This window comes from Streptomyces sp. SID8352 (assembly GCF_009862265.1).
In the GTDB taxonomy this organism is placed as follows: domain Bacteria; phylum Actinomycetota; class Actinomycetes; order Streptomycetales; family Streptomycetaceae; genus Streptomyces.
The window spans coordinates 82,115-106,521 of record NZ_WWGX01000078.1 but is presented as its reverse complement, the minus strand read 5'-3'; the positions used below and the strand labels follow the sequence as shown (position 1 = coordinate 106,521).

The 24,407-nt window shown below is 76.1% G+C and carries 21 protein-coding genes and 1 pseudogene; 8 read left to right on the top strand and 14 right to left on the bottom strand.

The genetic code is table 11. The features are described from left to right. Positions 1-9: 9 nt before the first annotated feature. Positions 10-1,455: a glyceraldehyde-3-phosphate dehydrogenase gene (locus tag GTY84_RS24205; protein ID WP_161228496.1), complete on the bottom strand. Its 1,446-nt coding sequence runs from the start codon at positions 1,453-1,455 to the stop codon at positions 10-12. A 478-nt stretch (positions 1,456-1,933) separates the two neighbouring features. On the opposite strand from GTY84_RS24205, the gene GTY84_RS24200 reads away from it, so the two are divergent. Further along, a complete protein-coding gene (locus tag GTY84_RS24200) occupies positions 1,934-2,338 on the top strand; it encodes an SseB family protein (protein WP_161228495.1) in 405 nt (134 codons plus the stop codon). 25 nt (positions 2,339-2,363) lie between these two features. Here GTY84_RS24200 and GTY84_RS24195 read toward each other — a convergent pair whose 3' ends face one another. Further along, positions 2,364-2,816, bottom strand: coding sequence for a MarR family transcriptional regulator (locus GTY84_RS24195; protein WP_161228494.1), 453 nt, complete (start codon positions 2,814-2,816; stop codon positions 2,364-2,366). A gap of 241 nt (positions 2,817-3,057) precedes the next feature. Between GTY84_RS24195 and GTY84_RS24190 the strand changes: the two genes are divergently transcribed. After that, complete coding sequence (locus GTY84_RS24190; protein WP_161228493.1) at positions 3,058-3,894, top strand: undecaprenyl-diphosphate phosphatase; 837 nt, start codon at positions 3,058-3,060, stop codon at positions 3,892-3,894. 4 nt (positions 3,895-3,898) lie between these two features. Here GTY84_RS24190 and GTY84_RS24185 read toward each other — a convergent pair whose 3' ends face one another. The 3 genes from GTY84_RS24185 to rho all read right to left on the bottom strand — a co-directional run bounded on the left by GTY84_RS24185 (position 3,899) and on the right by rho (position 7,789). Next, positions 3,899-4,987, bottom strand: coding sequence for an acyl-CoA desaturase (locus GTY84_RS24185; protein WP_161228492.1), 1,089 nt, complete (start codon positions 4,985-4,987; stop codon positions 3,899-3,901). A 286-nt stretch (positions 4,988-5,273) separates the two neighbouring features. Continuing rightward, positions 5,274-6,476 carry a serine hydrolase gene (locus GTY84_RS24180; RefSeq protein WP_161228491.1) on the bottom strand — a complete coding sequence of 401 codons (1,203 nt, stop codon included), beginning with the start codon at positions 6,474-6,476 and terminating at the stop codon, positions 5,274-5,276. Between the two features lie 173 nt (positions 6,477-6,649). Continuing rightward, the gene (gene rho, locus GTY84_RS24175; protein ID WP_161228490.1) at positions 6,650-7,789 is read right to left on the bottom strand and encodes a transcription termination factor Rho; all 1,140 of its coding nucleotides are present in this window, start codon (positions 7,787-7,789) and stop codon (positions 6,650-6,652) included. A 912-nt stretch (positions 7,790-8,701) separates the two neighbouring features. Here rho and GTY84_RS24170 point away from each other — a divergent pair. Continuing rightward, on the top strand, positions 8,702-9,457 hold the full coding sequence (locus GTY84_RS24170; RefSeq protein WP_161228489.1) for a class I SAM-dependent methyltransferase: 756 nt from the start codon (positions 8,702-8,704) through the stop codon (positions 9,455-9,457). On the opposite strand, the gene GTY84_RS24165 is transcribed toward GTY84_RS24170, so the two are convergent. From GTY84_RS24165 to GTY84_RS24155, 3 genes are all read right to left on the bottom strand, one after another. Further along, entirely contained in the window at positions 9,435-10,199 is a 765-nt protein-coding gene (locus tag GTY84_RS24165; protein ID WP_161228488.1) for a GntR family transcriptional regulator, read from the bottom strand. The two genes, GTY84_RS24170 and GTY84_RS24165, sit on opposite strands and share 23 nt — an antisense overlap. 286 nt (positions 10,200-10,485) lie before the next feature. Continuing rightward, entirely contained in the window at positions 10,486-11,454 is a 969-nt protein-coding gene (locus GTY84_RS24160) for an acetylxylan esterase (RefSeq protein WP_161228487.1), read from the bottom strand. Between the two features lie 336 nt (positions 11,455-11,790). Further along, positions 11,791-12,375: a hypothetical protein gene (locus tag GTY84_RS24155; protein WP_161228486.1), complete on the bottom strand. Its 585-nt coding sequence runs from the start codon at positions 12,373-12,375 to the stop codon at positions 11,791-11,793. Between the two features lie 80 nt (positions 12,376-12,455). Between GTY84_RS24155 and GTY84_RS34170 the strand changes: the two are divergent. Beyond that, positions 12,456-12,713 (top strand): annotated as a pseudogene (locus tag GTY84_RS34170) (putative protein N(5)-glutamine methyltransferase); the annotation flags it as partial. A 62-nt stretch (positions 12,714-12,775) separates the two neighbouring features. Here the strand turns inward: GTY84_RS34170 and GTY84_RS24150 are convergent. Next, positions 12,776-14,890: a SpoIIE family protein phosphatase gene (locus GTY84_RS24150; protein ID WP_202551666.1), complete on the bottom strand. Its 2,115-nt coding sequence runs from the start codon at positions 14,888-14,890 to the stop codon at positions 12,776-12,778. A 338-nt stretch (positions 14,891-15,228) separates the two neighbouring features. Here GTY84_RS24150 and GTY84_RS24145 point away from each other — a divergent pair, with 338 nt between their 5' ends. The 3 genes from GTY84_RS24145 (at position 15,229) to GTY84_RS24135 (ending at position 18,800) form a co-directional block, all read left to right on the top strand. Continuing rightward, a complete protein-coding gene (locus GTY84_RS24145) occupies positions 15,229-15,600 on the top strand; it encodes a hypothetical protein (protein WP_161228485.1) in 372 nt (123 codons plus the stop codon). 427 nt (positions 15,601-16,027) lie between these two features. Then, positions 16,028-18,043, top strand: a complete 2,016-nt coding sequence (locus GTY84_RS24140; RefSeq protein WP_161228484.1) for an NADPH-dependent 2,4-dienoyl-CoA reductase — start codon at positions 16,028-16,030, stop codon at positions 18,041-18,043. 82 nt (positions 18,044-18,125) lie between these two features. Continuing rightward, positions 18,126-18,800: a PadR family transcriptional regulator gene (locus GTY84_RS24135; RefSeq protein ID WP_161228483.1), complete on the top strand. Its 675-nt coding sequence runs from the start codon at positions 18,126-18,128 to the stop codon at positions 18,798-18,800. A 24-nt stretch (positions 18,801-18,824) separates the two neighbouring features. On the opposite strand, the gene GTY84_RS24130 is transcribed toward GTY84_RS24135, so the two are convergent. Then, a complete protein-coding gene (locus GTY84_RS24130) occupies positions 18,825-19,388 on the bottom strand; it encodes a hypothetical protein (RefSeq protein ID WP_161228482.1) in 564 nt (187 codons plus the stop codon). A 530-nt stretch (positions 19,389-19,918) separates the two neighbouring features. Continuing rightward, positions 19,919-20,905: a fibronectin type III domain-containing protein gene (locus GTY84_RS24125; RefSeq protein ID WP_161228522.1), complete on the bottom strand. Its 987-nt coding sequence runs from the start codon at positions 20,903-20,905 to the stop codon at positions 19,919-19,921. Positions 20,906-21,270: 365 nt separating this feature from the next. Here GTY84_RS24125 and GTY84_RS24120 point away from each other — a divergent pair, with 365 nt between their 5' ends. Continuing rightward, positions 21,271-22,128, top strand: a complete 858-nt coding sequence (locus tag GTY84_RS24120; protein WP_345943514.1) for a glycoside hydrolase family 75 protein — start codon at positions 21,271-21,273, stop codon at positions 22,126-22,128. Between the two features lie 18 nt (positions 22,129-22,146). On the opposite strand, the gene GTY84_RS24115 is transcribed toward GTY84_RS24120, so the two are convergent. Genes GTY84_RS24115 through dhaK form a run of 3 tightly spaced genes read right to left on the bottom strand, consistent with a single transcriptional unit; the run spans position 22,147 to position 24,195 of the window. Beyond that, complete coding sequence (locus GTY84_RS24115; protein ID WP_161228480.1) at positions 22,147-22,557, bottom strand: PTS fructose transporter subunit IIA; 411 nt, start codon at positions 22,555-22,557, stop codon at positions 22,147-22,149. Next, entirely contained in the window at positions 22,550-23,149 is a 600-nt protein-coding gene (gene dhaL, locus GTY84_RS24110; RefSeq protein WP_161228521.1) for a dihydroxyacetone kinase subunit DhaL, read from the bottom strand. Before dhaL ends, GTY84_RS24115 begins: the two co-directional genes overlap by 8 nt. A gap of 53 nt (positions 23,150-23,202) precedes the next feature. Further along, positions 23,203-24,195, bottom strand: a complete 993-nt coding sequence (gene dhaK, locus GTY84_RS24105; RefSeq protein WP_161228479.1) for a dihydroxyacetone kinase subunit DhaK — start codon at positions 24,193-24,195, stop codon at positions 23,203-23,205. Between the last annotated feature and the right edge of the window lie 212 nt (positions 24,196-24,407).

Sequence of the window (24,407 nt, the reverse complement as noted above, 5' to 3'; positions counted from 1 at the left end):
GTGCCGGGGTCAGACCGCCGGCGCCGGGTAGGTCGGGTACTCCACCCCGGAGACGTGCTGGACGACGCGGACGACCTGGCAGGAGTAGCCGAACTCGTTGTCGTACCAGAGGTAGAGGATCGCGTTGTCGCCCTCGACCCGGAGCGCGCCCGCGTCGACGATCGAGGCGTGCCGGGAGCCGATGAAGTCGCTGGAGACGGCGTCGGGGGCGGTGATGAAGTCGATCTGGCGCTTGAGCGGCGACGTCAGCGACACCTCGCGCAGGTGGTCGAGGACGTCCTCGCGGGTGGTCTCGCGGGCGAGCTGGAGGTTGAGGATCGCGATGGACACGTCCGGCACCGGCACCCGGATCGAACTGCCGGTGATCTTGGCGTCGAGCTCCGGGAGCGCCTTGGCGACGGCCGAGGCGGCGCCGGTCTCGGTGATGACCATGTTCAGCGGCGCGCTGCGGCCGCGGCGGTCGGACTTGTGGTAGTTGTCCAGCAGATTCTGGTCGTTGGTGAAGGAGTGCACGGTCTCCACGTGACCGCGCAGCACCCCGTACTCCTCGGCCATCGCCTTCAGCGGCGGCACGATCGCGTTGGTGGTGCAGGAGGCGCAGGACAGGATGCGCTCGTCCGGCTTGATGGTGTGGTGGTTGACGCCATGGACGATGTTGGCGACGTCGCCCTTGCCCGGCGCGGTCAGGACGACCTTGTCGATGCCGGGGCGCAGGTGCTTGGAGAGCCCCTCGCGGTCGCGCCACTTGCCGGTGTTGTCGATGAGGATGGCGTTGTCGATGCCGTACGCCGTGTAGTCGACCTGCGAGGGGTCGTCGGCGTGGATGACCCGGATGGCGTTGCCGTTGGCGAGGATCGTGCTGCTCTCCTCGTCGACGGTGATGGTGCCCTGGAACTGGCCGTGCACCGAGTCGCGGCGCAGCAGCGAGGCCCGCTTGACGAGGTCCTGGTCGCCGCCGCCGCGCACCACGATGGCGCGCAGCCGCAGTCCGTTGCCGGAGCCCGCCTTCTCGATGAGCAGGCGGGCGATGAGGCGGCCGATCCGGCCGAAGCCGTAGAGGACCACGTCGCGGGGCTCGCGGCGGTCGGTCTTGCGGGCGCCCGTGGCGCCTTCGACGGCCTCGGCTGTGAAGTCGGCGACCGAGAGGCCGCGGTCGTCCTCCTTGTAGGTGGCGGCGAGCATGCCGATGTCGATCTGGGAGGGGCCGAGGTCGAGAGTGGCGAGTGCCTGGAGGAACGGCATCGTCTCGGTGACCGACAGTTCGGCGCCCGCGATCTGGCGTGCGAACCGGTGCGTCTTGAGGATGCTGACCACCGACTTGTTCACCAGGGAGCGGCTGTGCAGCAGGACGGTGACGTCCCGCTCGCGCTGCAGCTTCCCGATGATCGGGATCATCGACTCCGCGATCTCCTCGCGGTGCATCCAGTTGGTGAACGAGTCGTCGTTGACAGTCACGTCTCTTATCTTTCGAGCTAGGCGGCGCTCATATGCTAACCCTCCCCCTCGGGCGGCCCCTCATGTGGGCCCCATCTTGATCAGATGAGTGCGCCGAACGCGCCCCGGGGCCCGCTCCGGAGTGCCGACGGCGCGGGGCGGCGCGCCCTGGGCCGAGGGGTCCGCCACCGGCCGGACCGCCTCCGCGGCCGGTGGTGCGAGGGCCCGTCCGTCGATTGCCGTCGTCGCCCGCAGGGCGGCCGGGCGGCGTCAGGCGCGTGCTCCCGGCGCGTCGGCCCCGGGCCTTCGTACGGACGTACTCGGATCCGGGGCCGGTGCGGCGGGAGTCCGGGCTCGGCGTCGTGCGGCGGACGGGAATCGTCGGACCGGCCTCAGGGGGCGCGCGGACCGGGGTTGTGCCACGGCCGACCGGGTACGCGGACCTGGACCGCGCCCGCCGGCGACCCGGGCGGGCGGCGCCGCTACCAGGGATGCGCCCATGGAGACACCCGCGAACAACACGCCCCTGCCCACCCCCGCGCAGCGCGCGCTGGACGCCCTCGCCGGTGACACCGAGGACACGGTGGCGCTCGACACCCTCGCCGGCAGCGACGTCCTCGTCCCGGTGCCCGACGACGCCGACGAACGGGACGCCACCGACCCCGGCATGCTGGCCCTGCCGGTGCTGGAGCAGCGGGGCGGCCGGCCGGTGGTCCCGGTGTTCACCTCGGAACGCGAGATGGCGGGACTGCTCCCGTACGTCTCCCGCTACCGCCTGGTGCCGCTCGGCGTCCTCGCCGCGCAGTGGCCCGCCGAGGACCTGTCGCTGTCGATAGACGCCGGGTCGGAGCACCGGCTCACGCTCACCTCGGACGGGGTCCGCACGCTGCTGGCCCGCCCGTAGCGCAGGCCCGCCCCGTGCCCGCGGGTCAGGCCGGGCGCGCGGGTCCCGGCGCCGTCCGGGCCGGGGCGGCGGGCGCCGCCGCCGGAGCCTCCCCGCCCAGGCCGCGGGAGAGGGCGGCCCGCTGCAGCGGGCACACCTCGGCGTACAGGGCGCTGCCCCGGGGGGTCAGGGCGACCCGGACGCCGCGCCGGTCCTCGGCGCACATGGACCGCTCCACCAGCCCGTCCCGCTCCAGCCGCGCGATCAGCCGGGACAACGCGCTCTGGCTGAGGTGGAGCCGGTCCACCAGGCTCTGCACCCGGTACGGGGCGCCCTCCCCGGACCGCTCGGCCGCGAGCACCTCCAGCACCTCGAAGTCGCTGGCGCCCAGGCCGTGGGGATGCAGCACCCGGTCGATCTCGCACACCGTGCGGGCGTGCAGCGCGAGGATCTCGCGCCAGCGTTCCTGCAGCCGCGCACCGGCCGTTCCGACTGCCATGCGTGCACGGTAACACCCGAACGATCATTCGTTTAGGGGAAGGACACAACCCGTCGCACCGGCCGTCTCCCGGGCCCCGGAGGGACCCTCCCCGGCGCGCGGGGGTGATGCCGGACGGCGCCCTCGGGCGTCGCCGCCGCGCGCCGGACGGCCTGTAGTAGGACTGGCGCGCAGGGGAGCGGGAGGGGGGCCGGTCCCGTCCCTCCGCAGCCCGTCCCGCCGCGAGGAGAACAGGACCTCCATGAGTGCCATCAGCATCGGTCAGGCCGTCGTCCTCGGAGCCGTCGAGGGGGTGACCGAGTTCCTGCCCATCTCCTCCACCGGCCATCTGAAGATCGTGGAGGGGCTGATGGGGATCCCCGTCGACGATCCCGCGGTCGTGGGGTTCTCGGCCGTCATCCAGGTCGGCGCCATCGCCGCCGTGCTCGTCTACTTCTCCGGCGACATCGCCCGGATCGCCTCCGCCTGGCTGCGCGGACTGGCCGACCGCGAGCAGCGCTACCACCACGACTACCGGTTCGCCTGGTGGGTGGTGCTCGCGACGCTGCCCGTCGTCGCGGTGGGGCTGGCCGCCAAGCCGCTGATCCACGGGCCGCTGGCCTCACTGTGGGTGGTGGCCGGCTCGCTGATCGCGGGCAGCGCGGTCATGTGGGTGGCGGACCGCAGGGGCCGGCACAAGCGGGGCGAGGACGACACCTCGCTGCGGGACGCCCTGCTGGTCGGCGGCTCCCAGATCATCGCCCTGCTCTTCCCGGGCTTCTCCCGCTCCGGCGCCACCATGTCCACGGCCCTGCTGCTCGACCTGGACCGGGTGGCCGCCACCCGGCTCTCCTTCTTCCTCGGCATCCCCGCCCTGACCGGCGCCGGGATCTACGAGCTGAAGGACGCCCTGGGCACCGGCACCGCCGCCGCCCCGCTGGCGGTGGGCACCCTGGTCTCCTTCGGGGTGGCCTACGCCTCCATCGCCTGGCTGCTGAGGTTCGTCGCCCGGCACACCTTCGACGCCTTCGTGGTCTACCGGATCGTCGTCGGCGTACTGCTGTTCGGCCTGCTCGGCGCGGGGGTGCTCCAGGGCTGACGGCTCAGCGGGCCCGGGCCGCCCGCAGTGGCTCGCCCACGGCACGCAGGTGGCGCAGCCCCTCCCGGTGCGAGGCGAGGAGACCGGTGCGGTGGTAGGGCAGGCCCAGCTCGGCGCAGTACCGCTCGGTGAGGACCTGGGCGTCCCGCAGGGCGGGCGTCGGCATGCTGGGGAAGAGATGGTGCTCGATCTGGTGGTTGAGCCCGCCCATCAGCGCGTCGACGAACACCCCGCCGCGCACGTTGCGCGAGGTGAGGACCTGGCGGCGCAGGAAGTCCAGCCGGGTGCCCTCCTCGATCATCGGCATGCCCTTGTGGTTGGGCGCGAAGACCGAGCCCAGGTAGATCCCGAACAGCCCCTGGTGGACGGCGGCGAAGGCGAGCGCCCGGCCGGGGGACAGGACGGCGAACAGCCCGCCGAAGTAGAGCGCGAAGTGGGCGACGAGGAGGGTCCCCTCCAGGACCGGGCGCTTGACGGCAGGACCGCCCAGCGCCCTGAAGCTGTTGAAGCTCAGGTTGAGCCCCTCCAGCGTCAGCAGCGGGAGGAAGAGGGCGGCCTGGTGCCTCCCGACGAAGCGCGGAAGGCCCCGCGCCCGCTCCGCCTGCCCCCGCGACCAGACCAGGATGTCGGGGGAGACGTCGGGGTCCCTGCCCTCGTGGTTGGGGTGCGCGTGGTGGCGGGTGTGCTTGTTCATCCACCAGCCGTAGCTCATGCCCAGCAGCAGGTCGGCCGTGAACAGGCCGCCGATCTCACTGGGCCGCCGCCGCGAGAAAACCTGCCGGTGGGCGAGGTCGTGCGCGGCCAGCCCCAACTGGCCGAAGACGACGGCCAGGACGGCCGCGACGGCCAGCTGCTCCCAGCGGTCCCCGAGGACCAGGAAGGCCGCGACGCAGGAGGCCAGGGCGAGGGCGACGAGACCGAAGCGCACCGTGTAGTAGAGCGGTCGGCGGCGCAGCAGCCCCGCCTCGGTGACGCGCCGCGCGAGTTCGGCGAAGTCGCTGCCCCGGCCGGGCCGGAGCGCCGGGTGGGTGGGCAGGTCCGCCGCCTGTTCGGATGCCGGGTCGGACGGGGGGAAAAGGGTGGTTCGGGCCATGCGGTCGAGTATCCGAACGGGGCCGCGCCCGGGGAATGGCGGTGCCCCCCGGGCCCGGGGTGCTGCTGTCCCCACCCCCCGACCGGGGGGCGGCCCGGGTGGCGGCCCGTCGCGGCAGGTCCCGCCACCGCCGGGGCCGAGCGGTCGGGGAGGCCGCCGCCGGCGGGCCCGGACGCCGACGGCACCCGGCACGGCGGCCGGGAGGACCTGTCGCGGCGCCCGGGGCGGCGTCGGCACCGGGGCCGGGAGATCCCGTCCCGGTGGGCCCGTGCCGTGCGGGGCGGTGTCACGGTCGTGCGTGCCGCGCCTGCCGTGCCCGCCGTGACCTGAGGCGCAGGGCCAGGGCCGCCGCGCACGCCCCGAGCCCTGCGACGCCCCCCGCTACCAGCCCGGCCCCCGGGCCGCCACCGTTGCCGGCGGGTGCGGGCGGGGCCGCCGCGGGCACCGGCGAGGAGCCCGCGCCCGGACGGGTGCCCCGGGGCAGCCCGGCGTCCAGGGAGCCCACCGGCACGACCCGCCCGTCCGCCGCGAACCCCCAGTCGAGCAGGGCGCGCGCCTCCTCGTACACGGCGTGCGCGCCGCCCTCCTGGGGGTTCATCACGGTCACCACCAGGGTGCGGCCGTCCTGGCGGGCCGCGGTGACGAGGGTGTTCCCGGCGTCGCTGGTGTAACCGTTCTTGACGCCGATCAGCCCGGGGTAGCGCTCCACCCCGTCCGCTCCGGTGAGCAGGCGGTTGGTGTTGAGGATGCCGTACGTGGCGCCGTCGAGCCCGGGGAACATGGCGTCGACGGTGGAGCAGTAGCGCGCGAAGTCCGGGTCGCGCAGCCCGGCCCGGCCGAACACGGCGAGGTCGAACGCCGACGACACCTGCCCGGGCGCGTCGTAGCCGTCGGGAGAGCGCACCTGGGTGTCGAGGGCGCCCAGGGCGCGGGCCCGGGCCTGCATCCGCCGGGTCGTGGCGTTCCAGCCCCCGCCGAGCGAGGCCAGCACGTGCACCGCGTCGTTGCCGGAGTTCAGGAAGACGCCGTTCCACAGGTCGGAGACCCGGTACGTCTGCCCCTCGACGACGCCGACCAGACTGCTGCCGGGACCGATGTCCGCGAGCTCCTCGGGGCTGACCCGGTGCAGGGTGCCGCCGGGCAGGTCCGGCAGCACGGTCAGCGCGAACAGGGTCTTCAGGGTGCTGGCGGGCGGCAGCGGACGGTGCGCCTCGTGCCCGGCGAGCACCGCCCCGGTGTCCGCGTCGGCCACCACCCAGGCAAGGGCCGAGACCTCGGGGACCTTGGGCACCCCGGCGCGTGGGTGCACCTGGGTGCCGGAGCGGAACAGCAGACCCGGCCGGGCCGCCGCCGCTCCGGGGCCGCCGGGCGTGCCGGGGTCGGGGCGGGTGGGGCGTGCGGAGACCGCGGCGGGGGTGAGCGTGAGCAGTCCCGCCACGCACAGGACGCAGGAGGAACGGGCGGCCCGGCACAAGAATCTGATAGTCATACCGCAAACGTAGGAACGGACCCGGGGGGCGCCCCGCCGACCCGGCCGGGCCGCGCCCGCGATCACCCGGATGCCGTACGGGAACCGGCCCGCCGCCCACCCGTCTTTCGCCTCCCGCCCCCGCCGCTCGCCGTCGTCCGCTCACCCGCCCGGCGGCCGTGTCGCGGCCGTCGTCAGGCGGCGGGCAGCGTCGGCCGGAGGCGGCGCAGCAGGGCGGCGTTGTCGGGTGTCCGGCGCATCCGGTCCAGCAGGGTCTCCAGCGCGGCCCGAGGGTCGCGGGACCCCAGCACCCGGCGCAGCCCGGGCACGGTGGCCGACTCGGCGGCGGACAGCAGCAGTTCCTCGCGGCGGGTGCCCGAGGCCGCCACGTCCAGGGCGGGGAAGACCCGGCGGGAGGCCAGCTCGCGGTCGAGGCGCAGTTCCATGTTGCCGGTTCCCTTCAGCTCCTCGAAGAAGAACTGGTCGGCGCGGGAGCCGGTCTCCACCAGCGCGGTGGCCAGGATGGTCAGCGACCCGCCCTCCTCGGTCTTCCGGGCCGCCCCGAACAGCCGCTTGGGCGCGGACAGCGCCGCGGCGTCGACACCGCCGCTGAGCACCCGGCCGCCCGCGGGCGCGGCGTTGTTGTGGGCCCGGCACAGGCGGGTCAGGGAGTCGAGCAGCACCACCACGTCCTCCCCGTCCTCGACGAGCCGCTTCGCCCGCTCGATCACCAGCTCGGCCAGTTCGATGTGGTGCCGCGCGCCCCGGTCGAAGGTCGAGGCGTACACCTCGCCCCGGACCGAGCGGCGCATGTCGGTCACCTCCTCCGGGCGTTCGTCGAGGAGCAGCACCATCAGCCGGCACTCGGGGTGGTTTCCGGCGACCGCGGCGGCGATCCGGGTCAGCAGGACCGTCTTGCCGGTCCTGGGCGGGGCCACGATCAGCCCGCGCTGGCCCTTGCCGACCGGGGCGATCAGATCGGTGACCCGTCCGGTCGGCCCCGCCGCCGGATGCTCCAGCCGCAGCCGCTCGTACGGGTGGACCGGGGTCAGGTCGGCGAAGTGGCGCCGTCCGGGGAGGTGCCGGGGATCGGCGCCGTTGACCCGGACCACCTCGGTGACGGTGCCCCGGTCGCCGGGGACGCCCTCGACCAGATCGCCCCGGCGCAGCCCGTGGCGGCGGACCAGGGCGGGGGAGAGGACGGGATCGGATGGTTCGGGCAGCAGGGCCGCCGAGCGCAGCCGGCCGGTGCCGCGCGCGTCGAGGTCGAGCACGCCGGAGACGGTGCCGGCGGGGGAGGAGTGCGGGGCGGGGGGTTCGAGGGTGGTGGTCATGCGCGGTCCTTTCGGGACGCGGGGCGCGAGCGCCGCGGGCACACGGCAGGAAGGGAAGGGGGAAGTCCGCGCCGAGGGGCCGTGGGCACGCCCGGGCGGCGGGAACAGCACCCCGGGCCTGGCGAAGGGCCGGCTCACGAGGTGGTGGTACGAAGACAGCGGATGCGCCGAGCCCGGGAGGCGGGCGGGGCGCGGAACCGAAGCAGAGACGACATCGGCGCCCATTGCGGGCGTCCACAGATGCTGGCCGCACCCTACATCGTGGAGCGATTCGGTGGCAAGGGGGCACCGGATTCCCGGCCCTGACCTCCACATCCGCGCCCCGGCGTCCGTCTCCGGAGCCCGGCCACCGCTCCCGTTGACACCCCGGGACCCGTCCCGGACCTCGCCCACCCCGCCCCCCTTCCCGGTCCGACCGCGCCGGCCCGCCCCGCACCCTCCTCCGGGCGGACGCGCCCCGGCGCGCTGTCGCACACCCGCCGCGCTGTCGCACACCCGCCGCGCGGCCCCCGCGTCGCCCGCGCCCTGCGTCCCTCACGCGTCCGCCGCGCGCCGGTCCGTCACCGGCGCCGCGGCCCCGGCGGTGTCACCCCGTCAAGACGCCCGTGTGACGCCCCGTATGACGCCCGCGTGCGCCCGTCGCTGTGCCCGGAAGACGTGTCCCGTACGGGACACCCCGTGGCCGACCGGAACCGGGCACCTGACACGGCGTCCGGTCCCGCGCTCCGGCGCCCCCTAAGGGCTGACCCGTAATCCCCGGCGTGCGCACGACGACAGCTGCGGCGCCTCGCCGCGTTGCCGGATCGCCCGAATGCGCCCAGTATGAGGACGGCCCTCCGCCTTGCGATGCACCGCATCTGACGCCGCGCGCTGATTCACCGAGGATTGCGGGACAGCCCTTAGGCTGACGGAGTGTTCAGCCCCGAAGGTCCCACCCTGCGCGAACTCGCCGTCCAGGCACTGTCGTCGGTCGAGCACGGCTACGACCTGCTCGCCCCCAAGTTCGACCGCACCCCCTACCGCACCCCGGGCCCGCTGCTCGACGCCGTCGCCTCGGCCCTGGAGCCGATGGGGCCGTTCGGCAGCGGCCTCGACCTGTGCTGCGGCACGGGCGCGGGCGTGGACGTCCTCGCCCGGGTCTGCCGGGACCGGGTGACGGGCACCGACTTCAGCGCCGGGATGCTCGCCGTGGCGCGGGGGCGGATCGTGCCCGGAGGGCCGGAGGTGTCCTGGGTGCGCGCGGACGCCCGCGCCCTGCCGTTCCGCTCGGCCTTCGACCTCGTGGTGACCTTCGGCGCGTTCGGCCACTTCCTGCCGAGGGAACTGCCGGGCCTGTTCGCCGGGGTGCGCGCCGCGCTGCGGCCCGGTGGCTGCTTCGCCTTCCCCGTCGTCGCCCCTCCCCGGCCGGGCTCGCGGGCGTACTGGTCCCTGCTGGGCTTCGACGCCGCGATGCGGGTCCGCAACGCGGTGTGGCGCCCGCCGTTCGTGATGTACTACCGGACCTTCCGACTCGGCCTCGCCGGAAGGGAGTTGGCGCGTGCCGGGTTCCGGGTCGGCCTGCGTGACCTGCCCTCCTTCGGACACCGGCCGGACGGCAGCCCGCGCGTCCGGCTGGTGGTGGCCCGCAGGCTCTCCGGCGGCCGGGTCAGCCCGCGGCCGGCAGGGTGAACTCGTAGACCAGCGCTTCCCGGTGGGTGTCCACCAGCAGGTCGGTGACCTCCAGGGGGCGGGCGTACTGGTCGTGCACCCGGCGCAGGACCCGGACCGCCGGGGTGTCCGCGAGCGGGGTGATGACGTCCCGGTGGTGCAGCGTCAGGCCCGCCCGCCGCATCCAGTCGTAGGCCCTGCGCAGTTGGGCCGCGGCGGCCCCGTCGGCGCGGTCGCGGTAGCGGGCCAGCTCGGCGACCTCGGCGAGCGCCACCGGGGAGAACGATGTCAGAGCCGTCCGCCGTCCGCTGCCGTCGGCGGAGGTGGAGGTGTACCGGTGCACCAGGGTGGGCCGGTCCGGGGCCAGTCCGAGGGCCCGCGCGTGCTCCGGCGGCGGTGCCTCCCAGACGACCGTGGCCCGGTCGACCGCGGCGGACTGCGCCCCGCGGGCACCCACCGGGAAGGCGAGGGACGACGGGCTCTGGGCGGGCGGCCCGGGGAGGGTGACATGGCTGCCCCGCCGGTCGGTGGCGACGAGTCCGTCCCGGCGCAGCACCTCCAGCGCCTGCCGGACGGTCTCCCGGCTGACCCCGAAGGTTTCGGCCAGTCTCCGCTCACCCGGCAGCCGGCCGCCCGGCGGGACGGTACCGTCGTGCAGTTCGCCGAGCAGCCGCACGGCGATCCGCCAGTACAGGGGTTCCGCCCCGGTGTCGGAGCGGTCGTGCGGGGTGGAGCGAGCGTCCTGCGAAGTGGAGCGGGCCATGCCGCGCCCTCCTGTTGGTCACGTACGGTAGCCGCGCGGGCTCGATGCGCCACCAGAATTACCATTGGTCTAAACCACTAGGGAAGGGTGCCCCGGTGATCTGGCCGAAACCGTACTGGCGCCCCGTGCCGGGGGTGCCCCTGCCCGCGGACGGCGGCGTTCCGGGTGAACCCCGGCCACCGCTTCCGGTCCGCCGTCCACCGCGCCGTCCACCCGCCGCGCCGCGGACGGGCCGGACCGGCCGGGGCCGCCGGGCCGGGCTCCCGCGGCCCTGGACCGCGCGGCCTCAGGCGCGGCCGTCCAGCCACCGCATCCGGACGGTCTCCTGGTACGGGCCCCCGCCCTCGTGGTCGTTGAACTCGTACACCTCGATCGCCTTGTCCCGGTGCGCCCACGCGTTGAACGCCGCGAACACGGTCGACGGCGGACAGGTCTCGTCCTCCAGCCCCGTCGAGAACAGGGCCGGCACCCGGCCGCGCGCCGCGAAGTGCACCCCGTCGAAGTACGACAGGGTGCGCAGGGCGTCCGCCGCGCGGCTCCGGTGCGTCCTCAGGTACAGGCCGATCTCGCGGTAGGGGTGCCGGTCGGTGAGGGTGGTCGCGCGGGGGAAGTCGCACAGGAACGGCACGTCCGGCGCCACCGCCACCAGATCCGGCACCAGCGCGCCGACCGCGAGCGTGATGCCGCCGCCCTGGCTGTTGCCGAGGGCGACCGTGCGGGACGCGTCGGTCAGCGGGTGGGCGCGGGCCGCCTCGACGGCGCGCACCGCGTCGGTGAACACCCGGCGGTAGTAGTAGTTCTCCGGGGCGTCGATGCCGCGGGTCATGAACCCCGGGTACGCCGGTCCGCCGCCCTGCGGGTCCGGGGTGCCGCCCCCGCCGCCCCAGGCGCTGCCCTGGCCGCGGGTGTCCATCACGAAGTGGGCCCGGCCCGTGGACGCCCACAGCAGGTGCTCGTGCGGCAGGCCCCGCCCGCCCCCGTAGCCGACGAACTCCACGACCAGCGGCAGCGGTTCCCGCGCCGAGGCCGGCAGGAGCAGCCAGCCCCGGACCGGATGGCCGCCGAACCCGGCGAACGTCACGTCGTACACCCGCACCGTGGACAGCCCGGTGTCGACCGGCTCGAACCGGGCGTCGAGGTCGTGCTGCCGCGCTTCCCGCAGGGTGCCGTCCCAGAACGCGTCGAAGTCCTCGGGCTCGGTGGAGGTGCTGCGCCAGGCGCGCAACTCGTCCAGCGGAAGGTCGAACAGGGCCATCGAGACCGCCTTTGTCGCCGGGAACCGGTGGGGACCGCCCCCGCGGGCCCGGCGGGGGCCGCGGGCCCGGTCGAACGGGTGAGCACACGGTACGGGAGCGGCCGAAGGGGAGGCCAGGGCCGTCCGGCCCGTCACCTCGGTGAATCCGCCGTCCGGCCCCGGGTCGGAGGGACGCCGTGAATCCGGAGGGGTGGGACCGCGGGTTCCCCGGCGGGCCCGAGGTGTCCTGAATCCGCCGGAGCGGAAGCGTCCTGCCGTCTGCCGTCTGCCGTCTGCCGTCTGCCGTCTGCCGTCTGCCGACCCCGTGTCCCGTTCGGGCGTGCCGCCCGCCGTCCGTCAGGTGCGGCGGTGGGTCCAGCGGGGCTCGGTGCGGGCCCACGCGCGGTCCCACTCGGCCAGCCGCCGCCGCATCGCCGCCCCGCGCACCGCCCGGTGTCCGGCGACCACCACGAGCGCCGTGCCCAGCGTGGTGAACGCGCCGACGGTGACGGTGTGTTCCAGGATCTCGGTGTCACCGGCCGGTGGCGGCACCCTCCGGTCCCGCGAGTCCACCCAGATGCCGACGGTGTCACCGGCGCGCGTGTCCGCCGGGACCCGGGCCGTCGCGTCGCGCGTCGTGCCGTTCCGCGCCGTCCAGCGGACCGTGGCGCGGAAGGACTGCCGTCCGCCGTCCTCCGACGACGCGGGAGCCTCGGAGGCCCGCCCGGTCACGAGCGCGCCGACCCGGTGCCGCTCGGCCCGCTGCTCCGCCGCGACGGCGCGCGCGTGCCCGTCGGAGCGCACCGCCGCCACGGTGCCCAGCAGCGGTGCCCCCACGACCAGCAGGACGGCGACGACCAGCGCCGTCCACGTCTCGACGATGTCCGAACGGCGCAGCAGCGGATTGCGGTGGCGCCGCCGGACGCACACCCCGGTTCGCATCTCGGCCTCCTCGCGGTCGCGCCGGAGAAGTGCCCCGCACCGCGCCCGGGAAACCCGGCCGTGCGCGGGGTGCGCCACCGCGCGGCCGGATCGACGTCCTCGCGGCCGGCGTCCCCCACGTGCCCACCGCCGGGGTCGCCCCGCTGCCTGCCACCGGGGTCGCCCCGCTGCCCGCCGGGGCCCGCGACCACGAGCCGCTGACCGCGTTCGACGGCGGCGCGGACGGCTTCGACGTGCCGCGCCGGGTCGCCGCCGGGGCCCCGCGCCGGCACGCCCACGGCGGGCGCCTCCTCGTCGGGACCGGCGAGCACCGGATGCCGACGGTTCTCGCCGCCGTCACCCGTGCGTGGCCGTCCGGCCGTCCGGCTCGGCACCGACCCGGACCGCGGTGCCCACGTCGTCATCGGTGTCCGGGGGCGGCCGGGGGTCCGCCGACGGACGGGGGCGTCGCACGGGCGATCAGCAGGGCGACGTCGTCGGCGGTGTGCGACTCGCGCAGGGCGTCCAGCAGCAGGTCGCACAGCTCCTCCAGCGGCCGGTCGGGGCCGCCGAGCAGACTCAGCAGCGTCCCCAGCCGCTCGTCCAGCGAGTGCCGCCGGGTCTCCACCAGGCCGTCGGTGTAGAGCACCAGCCGGTCGCCGGGCTCCAGGTCGACGGTGACGGCGGAGAAGGCGACCCCGCCCACGCCCAGCGGCACCCCGGTCGGCAGGTCCAGCAGCTCCGGCTCCCGCCCGGCGCGCAGCCGCACCGGTGGCGGATGCCCGGCGCTGGCGATCCGGCAGGTCCGGGTGTGCGGATCGTGCACGGCGTAGACACAGGTGGCGATGGCCTGGTCGAGGCCCGCCGCCGTCCGGTCCAGGTGCTCCAGGAGCAGCGCCGGATCGAGGCCGAGCACGGCCAGGGTGTCGGTGGCGGTCCGCAGCCGCCCCATCGAGGCCGCGGCCGCGATGCCGCTGCCCATCACATCGCCCACCACCAGCGCCGTCCGCCCGCCGTCCAGCGGGATCACGTCGAACCAGTCGCCGCCGACCTCGTTCGTCGCCTCGGCCGGGCGGTACCGGGAGGCCACCTCCAGTCCGCCGGTCACCGGGGGATGGGCCGGCAGCAGGCTCCGCTGGAGGGTGAGGGCGGCCTCGCGGGCGTTCTGGTACCAGCGGGCGTTGTCGATCTGGAGGGCCGCGCGGGAGGCCAGCTCCCGGGCGAGCAGCAGGTCGTCCTCCCCGAAGGGCAGCGGGTTGCCGATCCGCTTCAGGTCCAGCGCCCCCAGCACCTCGCCCCGTGCGATCAGCGGCACCGCCAGGTACGAGTGCACGCCCGCCCGGCCCAGCAGCCCGGCGGCCTCGGGGGAGCGGGCGATCCGGGGCAGGTCCGCGTCCGTCACCCGGGACACGAGCACCGGGCGCCCGGCCCGCACGCACTCGGTGACCAGGCGGTCCGGACCGTAGCGGGCCACCTCGCCCGGCGGGTCGGCCGCCCGCAGGGCGTCCCCGGCGTCCTCGGCGGCGACGGCCAGCGCCCGGATCACCGCCGGATCGGCGGGCCGGAGCGCGGAACGCCGCCCCCGTGTCACCGGCTCCAGCAGGTCCACCGCCGCGATGTCGGCCAGTCCCGGCACCGCCACCGACGCCAGCTCGTGCGCCGTGCGCTCCAGGTCCAGGGTGGTGCCGATCCGCGAGGACGCCTCCGCGACCGCCGCCAGCCGCCGCCGCGCGGCCTCCGCCTCGGCCTCGGCGCGGTGCCGCTCGGTGATGTCCTCGACGGAGATCACGACGCCCAGCACCGTCCCGTCCGGGGCCTCCAGCCGGTACAGGGACAGCGACCAGACGTGCTCCTCGTCCGGGCCCGCCGGGGTGCGCCCCCGCACCGCCTGGTCGACGACCGGCCGCCCCACCGCCAGCACCCGGCGGGCCGCCGCCTCCAGGAGGTCCACGGTCTCCAGCCCCGGAAGCACCTCGCGCACCGTGCGCCCCAGGTGCTCCGCGGCCGGCAGCCCGTTGATCCGCTCCAGCGCCGGGTTGACCGAGACGTACCGCAGGGAGGTGTCGAGCACCGCCAGCCCGTTCGGGGCCTGCCTGATCACCTGTGCCGACAGCGCCACCTCGCGCTCCAGGCGGCGCAGGGCGCTCCGGTCGGCCGCCAGTGCCAGCGCGTACGCCGCACCCCGCTCGTCCAGCAGCCGGGTGACCCGGAACTCCACCGGCCGCGTCCCGCCGTCCCCGTGGCGGACCGGGAAGGAGCCCGTACGGCTCCGGCCCGTCCGCAGGGTCTCCGCGAACAGTTCCGCGACCGCCTCCGTGCCCCCCTCGGGGGCCAGCAGAGGGACGGCCGCCCGCCCCAGCGCCTCCCGGGCGGAGCGGCCGAACAGCTCCTCGGCCCCGGGGCCCCAGAACACGATCCGCCCCCCGGAGTCCAGCACCAGCGGGGCCCCGCCGAGCACGCCCGGCAGCCCGCCGTCCGGCACCGGACCGAACGGCGGCACACCGCCCCCGTCCCCGGTGTCCCCGGCTGCAGTCATCCCACGCTCCGCCCTGGCCGTTCCACGCGGCGGCCCGGCGCCGCCGGTCGCCGCCGCCCGCCGCGCTCGCACGCGGCCACCCGCGGTTCCCGCCCCACCGTCCAGCATCACCCCGTACGGCGGCCACCGCCCACGGAAGGGGGCGCGGCGCCGGGAGAGCGGGTCCGGCGAGGGGGCGGTGCCCCGGCGGAAGGGTGCCGGTAGTGCTCCGTCCGGGGGAGTGCTTCCCTGGAGGGAGAGGCAGTGCCCGCCCGCCGGGACCGGGACGCGCCCCGGCGGCGCGTGCCGCGCGGCCGGCGCGGCGGTGCCGTGACCGGCCCAGGAGAGGAGCGATCACCATGGATGCCGAGCGACCGCACCCGGAGTCCGTCTCGGTGGAGCTGAGCGGATGCACCGAGGAGGACGCGCGGGCCGTCTTCGACGCCCTGTGCGCCCGCTTCCCGTCCGACCGGCACACCGGCGACGAGACCCGCCGGTACGACGCCGTCCGCCCGACCGTCTGGCTCGGCACCTTCGACGTCGCCGCCGGACGGGCCGGGGAGGGCGGCCCGGCCCCGCTGGGGGCCTCCGTGGAGGCCGACGCGCAGGGCGGCTACTGGGCCGTCGAGCGGCTGCGCGTCACCCTGGACTCCCTGTTCACCGTGCGCGACCTGAGCACGGCCTCGGGGGACCAGGAGCGCGAGCTGCACGTACGGCTGGAGAGCCGCTGAGCGACGTCGCGCTGCCCGGGGCCCTCCGTGCGGGCCCCGGCCCGGGTCCCGTGCGCGCCGACGGCGCCGCGGCCCGGTCCTCCGCGTGAGCCGGTCCTCCGCGTGGGCCGGTCTCCCTCGCGGCCAGGTCCTCCGCGCCGGCCGCCGCGCGCGACCCTGCCCCAGCGCGGCCCGTGACGACGTCCCACGGCCGGGTCGTCGGCGGGGCCGGTGAGGCCCACGGCCCGATCCGGTCCGTGGGGGCCGAGGGCACTCCACGGCCCGGCTCCCGCGCGGTCGGCCGCGCCCCGTCACCCGGTGCTCGGCGAGGCCGAGGACACCGTGCCACCAGGCCCTCCGTGTGGCCGACGCCACTCTATGCAACTAGTTGCACAAAAGCCCCGGCGTCCTCTAGAACTGAGGCACGACATCGCGCACGGAGGCCCCGATGAGCCGCTATCCCCACCTGCTGAGCCCCCTGGACCTGGGCTTCACCACGCTGCCCAACCGGGTCCTGATGGGCTCCATGCACGTCGGGCTGGAGGAGGCGGAGGGCGGCTTGGAGCGGCTGGCCGCCTTCTACGCCGCGCGGGCCCGCGGGGGAGCCGGCCTCATCGTCACCGGTGGCATCGCGCCCAACGACGAGGGCCGCCCCTACCCCGGCGGTGCCCGGCTCACCACCGCCGAGGAGGCGGCCCGGCACCGCGTCGTCACCGGCGCCGTGCACCGCGAGGGCGGCCGGATAGCCCTCCAGATCCTGCACTTCGGCCGGTACGCCCACCATCCCGATCTGGTCGCGCCCAGCCCCCTCCGGGCGCCGATCAGCCCCCATGTGCCGCGCGAGCTGACCGGCGCCGAGGTCGAGCGCACCGTCGACGACTACGCCCGCACCGCCCGCCTCGCCCGCGAGGCCGGATACGACGGCGTCGAGATCATGGGCTCCGAGGGCTATCTCATCAACGAGTTCACCGCCGCCCGCACCAACCACCGCACCGACCGCTGGGGCGGCTCGCCCGAGAACCGCAGGCGCTTCCCGGCCGAGATCGTCCGCAGGGTGCGCGCGGCCGTCGGCGAGGACTTCATCGTCGTCTACCGCCTGTCCATGCTGGATCTGGTCCCCGGCGGCTCCACCCTCGACGAGGTGACCGCCCTCGCCCGGGAGGTCGAGGCCGCCGGGGCGACCCTCATCAACACCGGCATCGGCTGGCACGAGGCGCGCATCCCCACCATCGCCACCTCCGTGCCGCGCGGCGCCTATGCCTGGGTGACCAAGCGCCTGATGGGCGAGGTGGGCGTCCCGCTCATCACCACCAACCGGATCAACACCCCCGAGCTCGCCGAGGCACTGCTCGCCGACGGCACCGCCGACATGGTGTCCATGGCCCGCCCGATGCTGGCCGACCCCGACTTCGTCGCCAAGGCCGCCGCCGGACGCTCCGAGGCCATCAACACCTGCATCGGCTGCAACCAGGCGTGCCTGGACCACACCTTCAGCGGGCTGCCCACCTCCTGCCTGGTCAACCCGCGCGCCTGCCACGAGACCGAACTGGTCCTGTCCCCGGCCGCGACCCGCCGCAGGATCGCCGTCGTCGGCGCCGGGCCCGCCGGGCTGGCCTGCGCGGTGAGCGCCGCCGAACGCGGCCACGAGGTCACCCTGTTCGACGCCGCGGACGAGATCGGCGGCCAGCTCAACGCCGCCCGCAGGGTCCCGGGCAAGCAGGAGTTCGACGAGACGCTGCGCTACTTCCGCCACCGGCTCACCGTGCTCGGCGTCGACGTGCGCCTCGGCACCGAGGTCACCGCGGCCGGCCTCGACGACTGGGACGAGGTGGTCGTCGCCACCGGCGTCACCCCCCGCGTCCCCGACATCCCCGGCGTCGGCCACCCCAGCGTCGTCGGCTACCTGGACGTCCTGCGCGACGCCGCCCCCGTGGGCGAGCGGGTGGCCGTCCTCGGCGCCGGGGGCATCGGCTTCGACGTCGCCGAGTACCTCACCGACGACGGGGGCCGGGCCCACCGGGACCCGGCGGCCTTCCTCCGTGTCTGGGGCGTCGACCCCGCCCACCGCGCGCCCGGCGGACTCGCCGAACCGGTGCGGCCCGCCTCCCCGCGCACCGTCCACCTGCTCCAGCGCACCGTCGGCAAGGTCGGCGCCGGGCTGGGGCGGACCACGGGCTGGATCCACCGCACCGAACTGCGCGGGCGCGGCGTCACCATGGTCCCGGGCGTGCGCTACGACCGCATCGACGACGCCGGGCTCCACCTCACCGTCGACGGCGCGAGCACCGTCCTGGAGGTCGACACCGTCGTCCTGTGCACCGGCCAGGAACCGCGCCGCGGGGTCTACGACGACCTGGTCGCCGCCGGGCGCCCGGCCCACCTCATCGGCGGCGCCCACGAGGCCGCCGAGCTGGACGCCAAGCGCGCCATCAGGCAGGGCACCGAACTGGCGGCGGCGCTGTAGCGGTCCCGGCCCCAGGACCTCCGCTTCCGGCCGCTCCGCTCCGGGCGGGGAGCCCCCCGGGACCGCGTGCCAGGATGAGCCCATGTCACTCCCGCACGCGATCCTCACCGCCCTGGTCGAAAGGCCGTCGTCGGGGCTGGAGCTGACCCGCCGGTTCGACCGGTCGATCGGGTACTTCTGGTCGGCCACGCACCAGCAGATCTACCGCGAGCTGGGGCGGATGGAGGCCGACGGGCTGATCCGGACCCTGCCCGCCCCGCGCCCCGCGCGCGGACAGCGCAAGTGCTACGAGGTGCTCCCCGCGGGCCGCGCCGAACTGGCCCGCTGGACCGCCGCCGCCCAGGATCCGAAGCCCCAGCGGGACGTGATGCTGCTGCGGCTCAGGGCCGCCGCCGTCGTCGGCACCGCCGGGATCGAGGAGGACCTGCGCCGCCATCTCGGCCTGCACGAGCGGCAGTTGGCCGAATACGAGGAGATCGAGGAGCGCGACTTCCCGCCCGGCCGGGACAGCGCCGAGGACCGGCTGCGGCATCTGGTGCTGCGCGCCGGGATCGATCTGGAGACCTTCTGGACCGGGTGGCTGCGGCACGCGCTGGCCGAGTTCGCGGCCCTGTCCGCCGCCACCGGCCCGGCCCCGTCCCCCGGCGTCCCGGACCCGGCCGCCTCCCCCGGGGAGCCCCGGAGCCCCGGGCGCACGGGCGCCTCCGGCGGTTCCGTCCGCCCAGGCGGTCCCGGGGGTCCCGGCGGTCCCGGGTGAGCCGCTCCCGGCACGCCGTCCCGCTCAGAACCGGTACGGCTTCGAGCGCCGCCGCAGGAACCAGGCCGCGGCGATGATCCCGCTGCCGACCAGCGCGCCGCCCGCGACCAGGGTCACCGTGCCGTAGTCCTTCACGGTGCCGCCCACTCCGCCGAGGACCCCGCGCGGCGACGCGGTGGGCGAGGGGGCGGCCGTCCGGCTGGGGGACGGGGACGGGGAGGGGGACGGGGCCGCGGAGACGATGACGGTCTGGGTGCCGGCGGTGCTGTTGTTGGAGCACATGACCACGACGGTGTAGGTGCCGGGGGAGATGTCCGACCACGCGGCCGTCTGGCCCTCGGCGGTGCCCGACAGCGCGACCTGGCGGCCCTCGGCGAAGCTGCCCTGACTGCTGGTGAGCAGCGAGGCGGTGCCCCAGCTCCCGTTGAGCTGGGCGCAGGCGGTGGTGGTGACCGACACCGTGGAGCCGGTGGTGCTCACGGAGATCCCGGGGCCCGCGGCGGCGGGACCGGCGGCCAGGGCCAGGGGCAGCGCGAGGGCGGCTGCCACGGTGGGGCCGGTGCGGGGAAGCGGCGATGAGTAGCGCATGGGACTGCCCTCCGGCGGCACGGTCGACGGCACGCCCGTGCGCCGCCGCAGGTGGGGGAACGCCCGTGCTGCCTCAGACGCAGCCAACAGGGCCGCGAGCGGGGCCGCATGCGGAGCGCCCCCGGCCAGGTGACACCCGCCTCGCGGCGCGCCGCGGCCGCGCCCCGCCCACCGGCACCGGCCGCCGGGCCGACACCCCCAGGGTGCGGCCCCCTCGCAGTCCCGCGCTCCGACGGCCCCCTTCGCGGTCCCGCGTCCCCGCCCCTTCGCGGTCCCGCGTCCCCGCGCCCTCGCCACCCGCTCCCCGTCGTCCCGGGTCCGTGGGATTCCAGGGCCCCGAGACTCGCGCGCCCGTCCCGGCCGCCTGCCCGGGCTCTTCCGGCCCTCCGTCCGGCCCGCGTCGGACTCCGCCACCCGTCATCCGCCGCCCCGGCCGTCCGGTCCGTCGCGGCCCCTTCCCCTGCCGCGTGCCCGTCGTCCCCGGCCCGCCCGGCCTGTCCGGTGATACGGACCGCCCGGCCCACCCGGTGTCACGGGCCGGTCGTCACCGTCCGCTCCTCCGAGAAGCCGCCCCAGGTGCCGTCCGGCAGCTTGGCCCGCAGCCGCACCCGGTGCCGGACCCCGGCCTCCTCGCCCGCGTAGAAGCTGTACTCGCCGCGCTCGCGGGGCGCCTCGGCACCGTAGACCAGCGAGGTGGCGGACCTGCCGTCCAGGTGGATCTGGTACTCGGTGACCACACCGTCCGTGTGCGGCACCGTCCAGGCGAGGTCGATGTAGTACGCCCCGTCCTCGCGGTGGGAGGCCGCCTTCAGCCCCGTCGGCGCGGGGGCCCGCCCGTCGTCGGAGCCGGGCGTGGTGAGCCGGACGACGGCGCTCGGCGGGGAGGTGTTGTCGGCGGCGTCGCGCGCCCGGACGGTGAACGCGTAGGCGGTGCCCGGACGCAGTCCGGTGACCACCGTCGCGGTCTGCCCGCCGCCGACGCCGTGGACCTTGGTGCCGCCCTGGTAGATGTCGTACGACACCACGCCCCGGTCGTCCTCGGAGGCGGTCCAGCCGAGCTGGACCGCCCGGCCTCCCGCCACCTCGCCGTGCGCCCCGCCGGGAGCGGTCGGCGCGCTGCTGTCGGCGGGGCCCCCGGCCGGCGTGGTCGCCCTGACCTCCTGGCTGTGCGGACCGAGCCGTCCCTCGGCGTCGCGGGCCCGCACGGTGAACACATAGGCGGTGGAGGGGCGCAGCCGCGTGATGTCCACCATGTGACTCTCCGACGGCACCTCCTTGACCTTGGTGCCGCCCCGGTAGACCTCGTAGGTCTCGACCCCGTCGGCCGCGTTCCACATCACGTGCACGCTGGTCGAGCTGCCCGCCTGCGCGGTGACGCCCGCGGGCGCGGCGGGCGGCGGCTTGCCCCCGCCGCCGCCGTCGTCGCCCAGCCCGCAGGAGGTGACCAGGACCAGGGCCCCGCCGGCCAGGGCGCAGCGCCGGGCGAGGGAACCGGACGCGCGGAGAGCAGCGGGGATGGATCGCACGGCGGTGCCTCCCGGACGGTCACGACAAAGGTCCGGACCAATTGTGCGGTCGTGACGCGATCACATCAAGAGGGCCTCGGTGGGACAGTGCCGGAAGGTTGCGTATGCTGGCCTTCTGAGCCGAACTGTCCCGCGCCCGTGGGGAGTTCGAGCCCATGGCGCGGGCCGCTGTCGTCGCTGCCGCCGTGCCGGCACGGGCGGCCGGGCGGACCGGACCTCTCGGGTTCCGGTCCGCCCGCCCCCGGTCCGCCGCCCGGTGCGCACCACCCGTCCGGCCCCGTCCCGGTGGACGGACGGCCCCGCGCGGGGACAGATGGGCCGAGTGTCCGCCGCTGTCCCCCAGGAAGGCCGCACCCGTGTGTGTCCGTTCGCTGACGCTGGCCCTGGCCGGTGCCGCCCTGCTCGCCCCCGCGCTGCCCGCCGCCCCGGCCCATCCGCACCCCGGCCCCCGGCCCCCGGCGCGGCCGGCACCGGCCCCCGCGCCGGGGCACGGGACCGGCACCGCGCGGGGCACCGCCCCCCTGCCCCGCGCCGTGGCGCCACCGGTGCGCCGCGGCGCCCCGCACGCCGTCTCGCGCGGCCACCGCGGGGTCGCGCCGTCCGGGCCCGCCCGGAAGGAGGACGCGGAGACCCCCGTCCGCGCCGCCGACCTGCTGGCCAGGATGCGCGACTGCGAACCCGTCTCCAGCGGGCGCTACCGCCCCGACGCGGGCGCCCCCGCCGACATCCCGGTCTGCGGCACTTCCGACGCCGTGTTCTGGAAGGCCGACCTGGACGTCGACTGCGACGGCCGGCCGGGTGAGCACTGCAACGCCGACACCGACCCGCACTTCACCGACGCCACCGCGTACACCGGTCCGGACGGCCGACCGCTGGACGCCGAGCGGCTGCCCTACGTCGTCGTCCCCGAGCCCAGCGAGATCTGGGACCACCGCGAGCACGGGATCGGCGGCGGCTCGGTCGCGGCCGTCGTCTACGAGGACCGGGTGGGGTACGCGGTCGTCGGCGACGTCGGCCCCCGCGACCTCATCGGTGAGGCCTCCTACGCCGCCGCCGAGTCCCTGGGCATCGACACCGACCCCCGGGCCGGCGGCGCCGCCTCGGGGGTCTCGTACATCGTCTTCAAGGACAGCCGGGCCGAGCCCATCGACGACCCGGCCGCCGCCGTGGCGGCGGGGGAGCGGCTGGCCCGGCGGTTCGCGGACGGCGGCTGACCCGTCTGGCCGACCGCCTCACACCTTGCGGTAGGAGTACGCCTCCCCGGCCGCCGCGGCCACCGCCGCGAGGTCGCCCCCCGCGGCGGCCGTGACCACCGCGGCCACCGCGCCCTCCACGAACGGCGCGTCCACCAGGCGTGTGCCGTCCGGGAGTTCGCCGTCCTCCGCCAGCATCGCCTTCACCGTGAGCACCGCGCTGCCCAGGTCGGCGAGCACGGCGACACCCGCGCCCCCGTCCACCGTCGCGGCGGCGGCCGACACCAGTTCCGCGCTGGTGCCGAAGCCGCCGTCCGCCGTGCCGCCCGCCGTGGCGACGGGCACCGCCGCACCGCCCCCGGCCAGTTCCCGGGCCAGTTCGGCCACCGCCCCGGCCACCCGCGCGCTGTGCGACACCAGCACGATCCCGACCCGTCCCGCCTCAGGCATCCGCGGCCTCCTCCAGTGCGGCGACCAGCAGCGCCGCCGAGGTGGCCCCCGGGTCCCGGTGGCCGACGCTGCGCTCGCCGAGGTAACTCGCCCTGCCCTTGCGGGCCCTCAGCGGCGTCGTGGCCGCCGCCCCCTCCTCGGCGGCGGCGCGGGCGGCGGCGAAGGACTCGCCCAGCGCCTCCACCGCGGGCACCAGGGCGTCCACCATCGTCTTGTCACCGGGGGCGGCACCGCCCAGGGCGCGGACCGCGTCCACCCCCGCCCGCAGCGCCTCGGCGAGGTCCCCCGGGCTCACCTCCCCGGCGTCACCGAGCGCCTTGCCGGTGCGGCGCAGCAGCGTCCCGTACAGCGGGCCCGAGGCGCCGCCGACGGTCGAGATCAACTGCCGTCCGGCCAGCGTCAGTACGGCGCCCGGCGTGCCGGGCGGTTCCTTCTCCAGGGCGGCGGCCACGGCCGCGAAGCCGCGCCTCAGGTTGCTGCCGTGGTCGGCGTCGCCGATGGGCGAGTCCAGTTCGGTCAGCCGCTCCGCCTCCCGGTCGACCGAGGCGGCGGCCGCCGCCATCCAGCGGAGGAAGAAGCCGGTGCCGAGCAGGTCCTCCCGCCCGGTGCCCGGGGCTTGGTCCGGTTCCGTTCCCCGCTCGGCGCTCACCGGCCCCACCGCAGCCCGGGGGTGCTCACCGGCGCGTCCCACAGCGCGAGCAGCTCCTCGTCGACCGTGCACAGGGTGACCGAGACGCCGGCCATGTCGAGGGAGGTCACATGGTTGCCGACCAGCGTCCGGGCGACGGCCACCCCTCGCTCCGCGAGCACCCGCTGCACCTCGGCGTTGAAGCCGTACAGCTCCAACAGCGGCGTGCCGCCCATGCCGTTGACGAGGACCAGCACCGGTTCGCGCGGGGCGAGGTCGGCCAGCACCGCGTCCAGCGCGGCCTCCGCGATCCCGGCCGACGTCATCATCGGCCTCCGCTCCCGGCCCGGCTCACCGTGGATGCCGATGCCCAACTCCAGCTCGCCCTCGGGCAGATCGAAGGTGGGACTGCCCTTGGCCGGGGTGGTGCAGGCGCTCAGGGCCACCCCGAAGCTGCGGGAGTTCCCGTTCACCCGGCGGGCGACGGCCTCGACCTCCTCCAGCGGCCGGCCCTGCTCGGCCGCCGCGCCCGCGATCTTCTCCACGAACAGCGTCGCCCCGGTGCCGCGCCGACCCGCCGTGTACAGGCTGTCGGTCACCGCCACGTCGTCGTCGACCAGCACCCGGGCGACCCGGATGCCCTCCTCCTCGGCCAGTTCGGCGGCCATCTCGAAGTTGAGCACGTCGCCCGTGTAGTTCTTGACGATGAACAGCACCCCCGCGCCGCCGTCCACCGCCGCCGCCGCCCGCACCATCTGGTCCGGCACCGGCGAGGTGAACACCTCGCCCGGACAGGCCGCCGACAGCATGCCGGGGCCCACGAACCCGCCGTGCAGCGGTTCGTGCCCGGAGCCGCCGCCGGAGACCAGCGCCACCTTTCCGGCCACGGGGGCGTCCCGCCGCGCGATCACCCGGTTCTCCACGTCCACGGCCAGTTCGGGATGCGCGGCGGCCATGCCGCGCAGGGCGTCGGCGACCACCGTCTCCGGTGTGTTGATCAGCATTTTCATCGGTGCCTCCTGGGAAGGGCGACGATCGGGTCATCGGCCGGGTCCTCGCCGGTGAGCATAGGTGCGGACGGTCCGCCGCCCGGCGGTGCCCGGTGGACCGGGGCGAACCGTGGCGGCCCGGTGCCGGTCGGGCGCCCGGGCGAGGTACCGGCCGTCCCGGCGCGGCCGGAGGTGCCCGCCTTGCCGAGGCCACCTCACGCACGGCGCGGGGC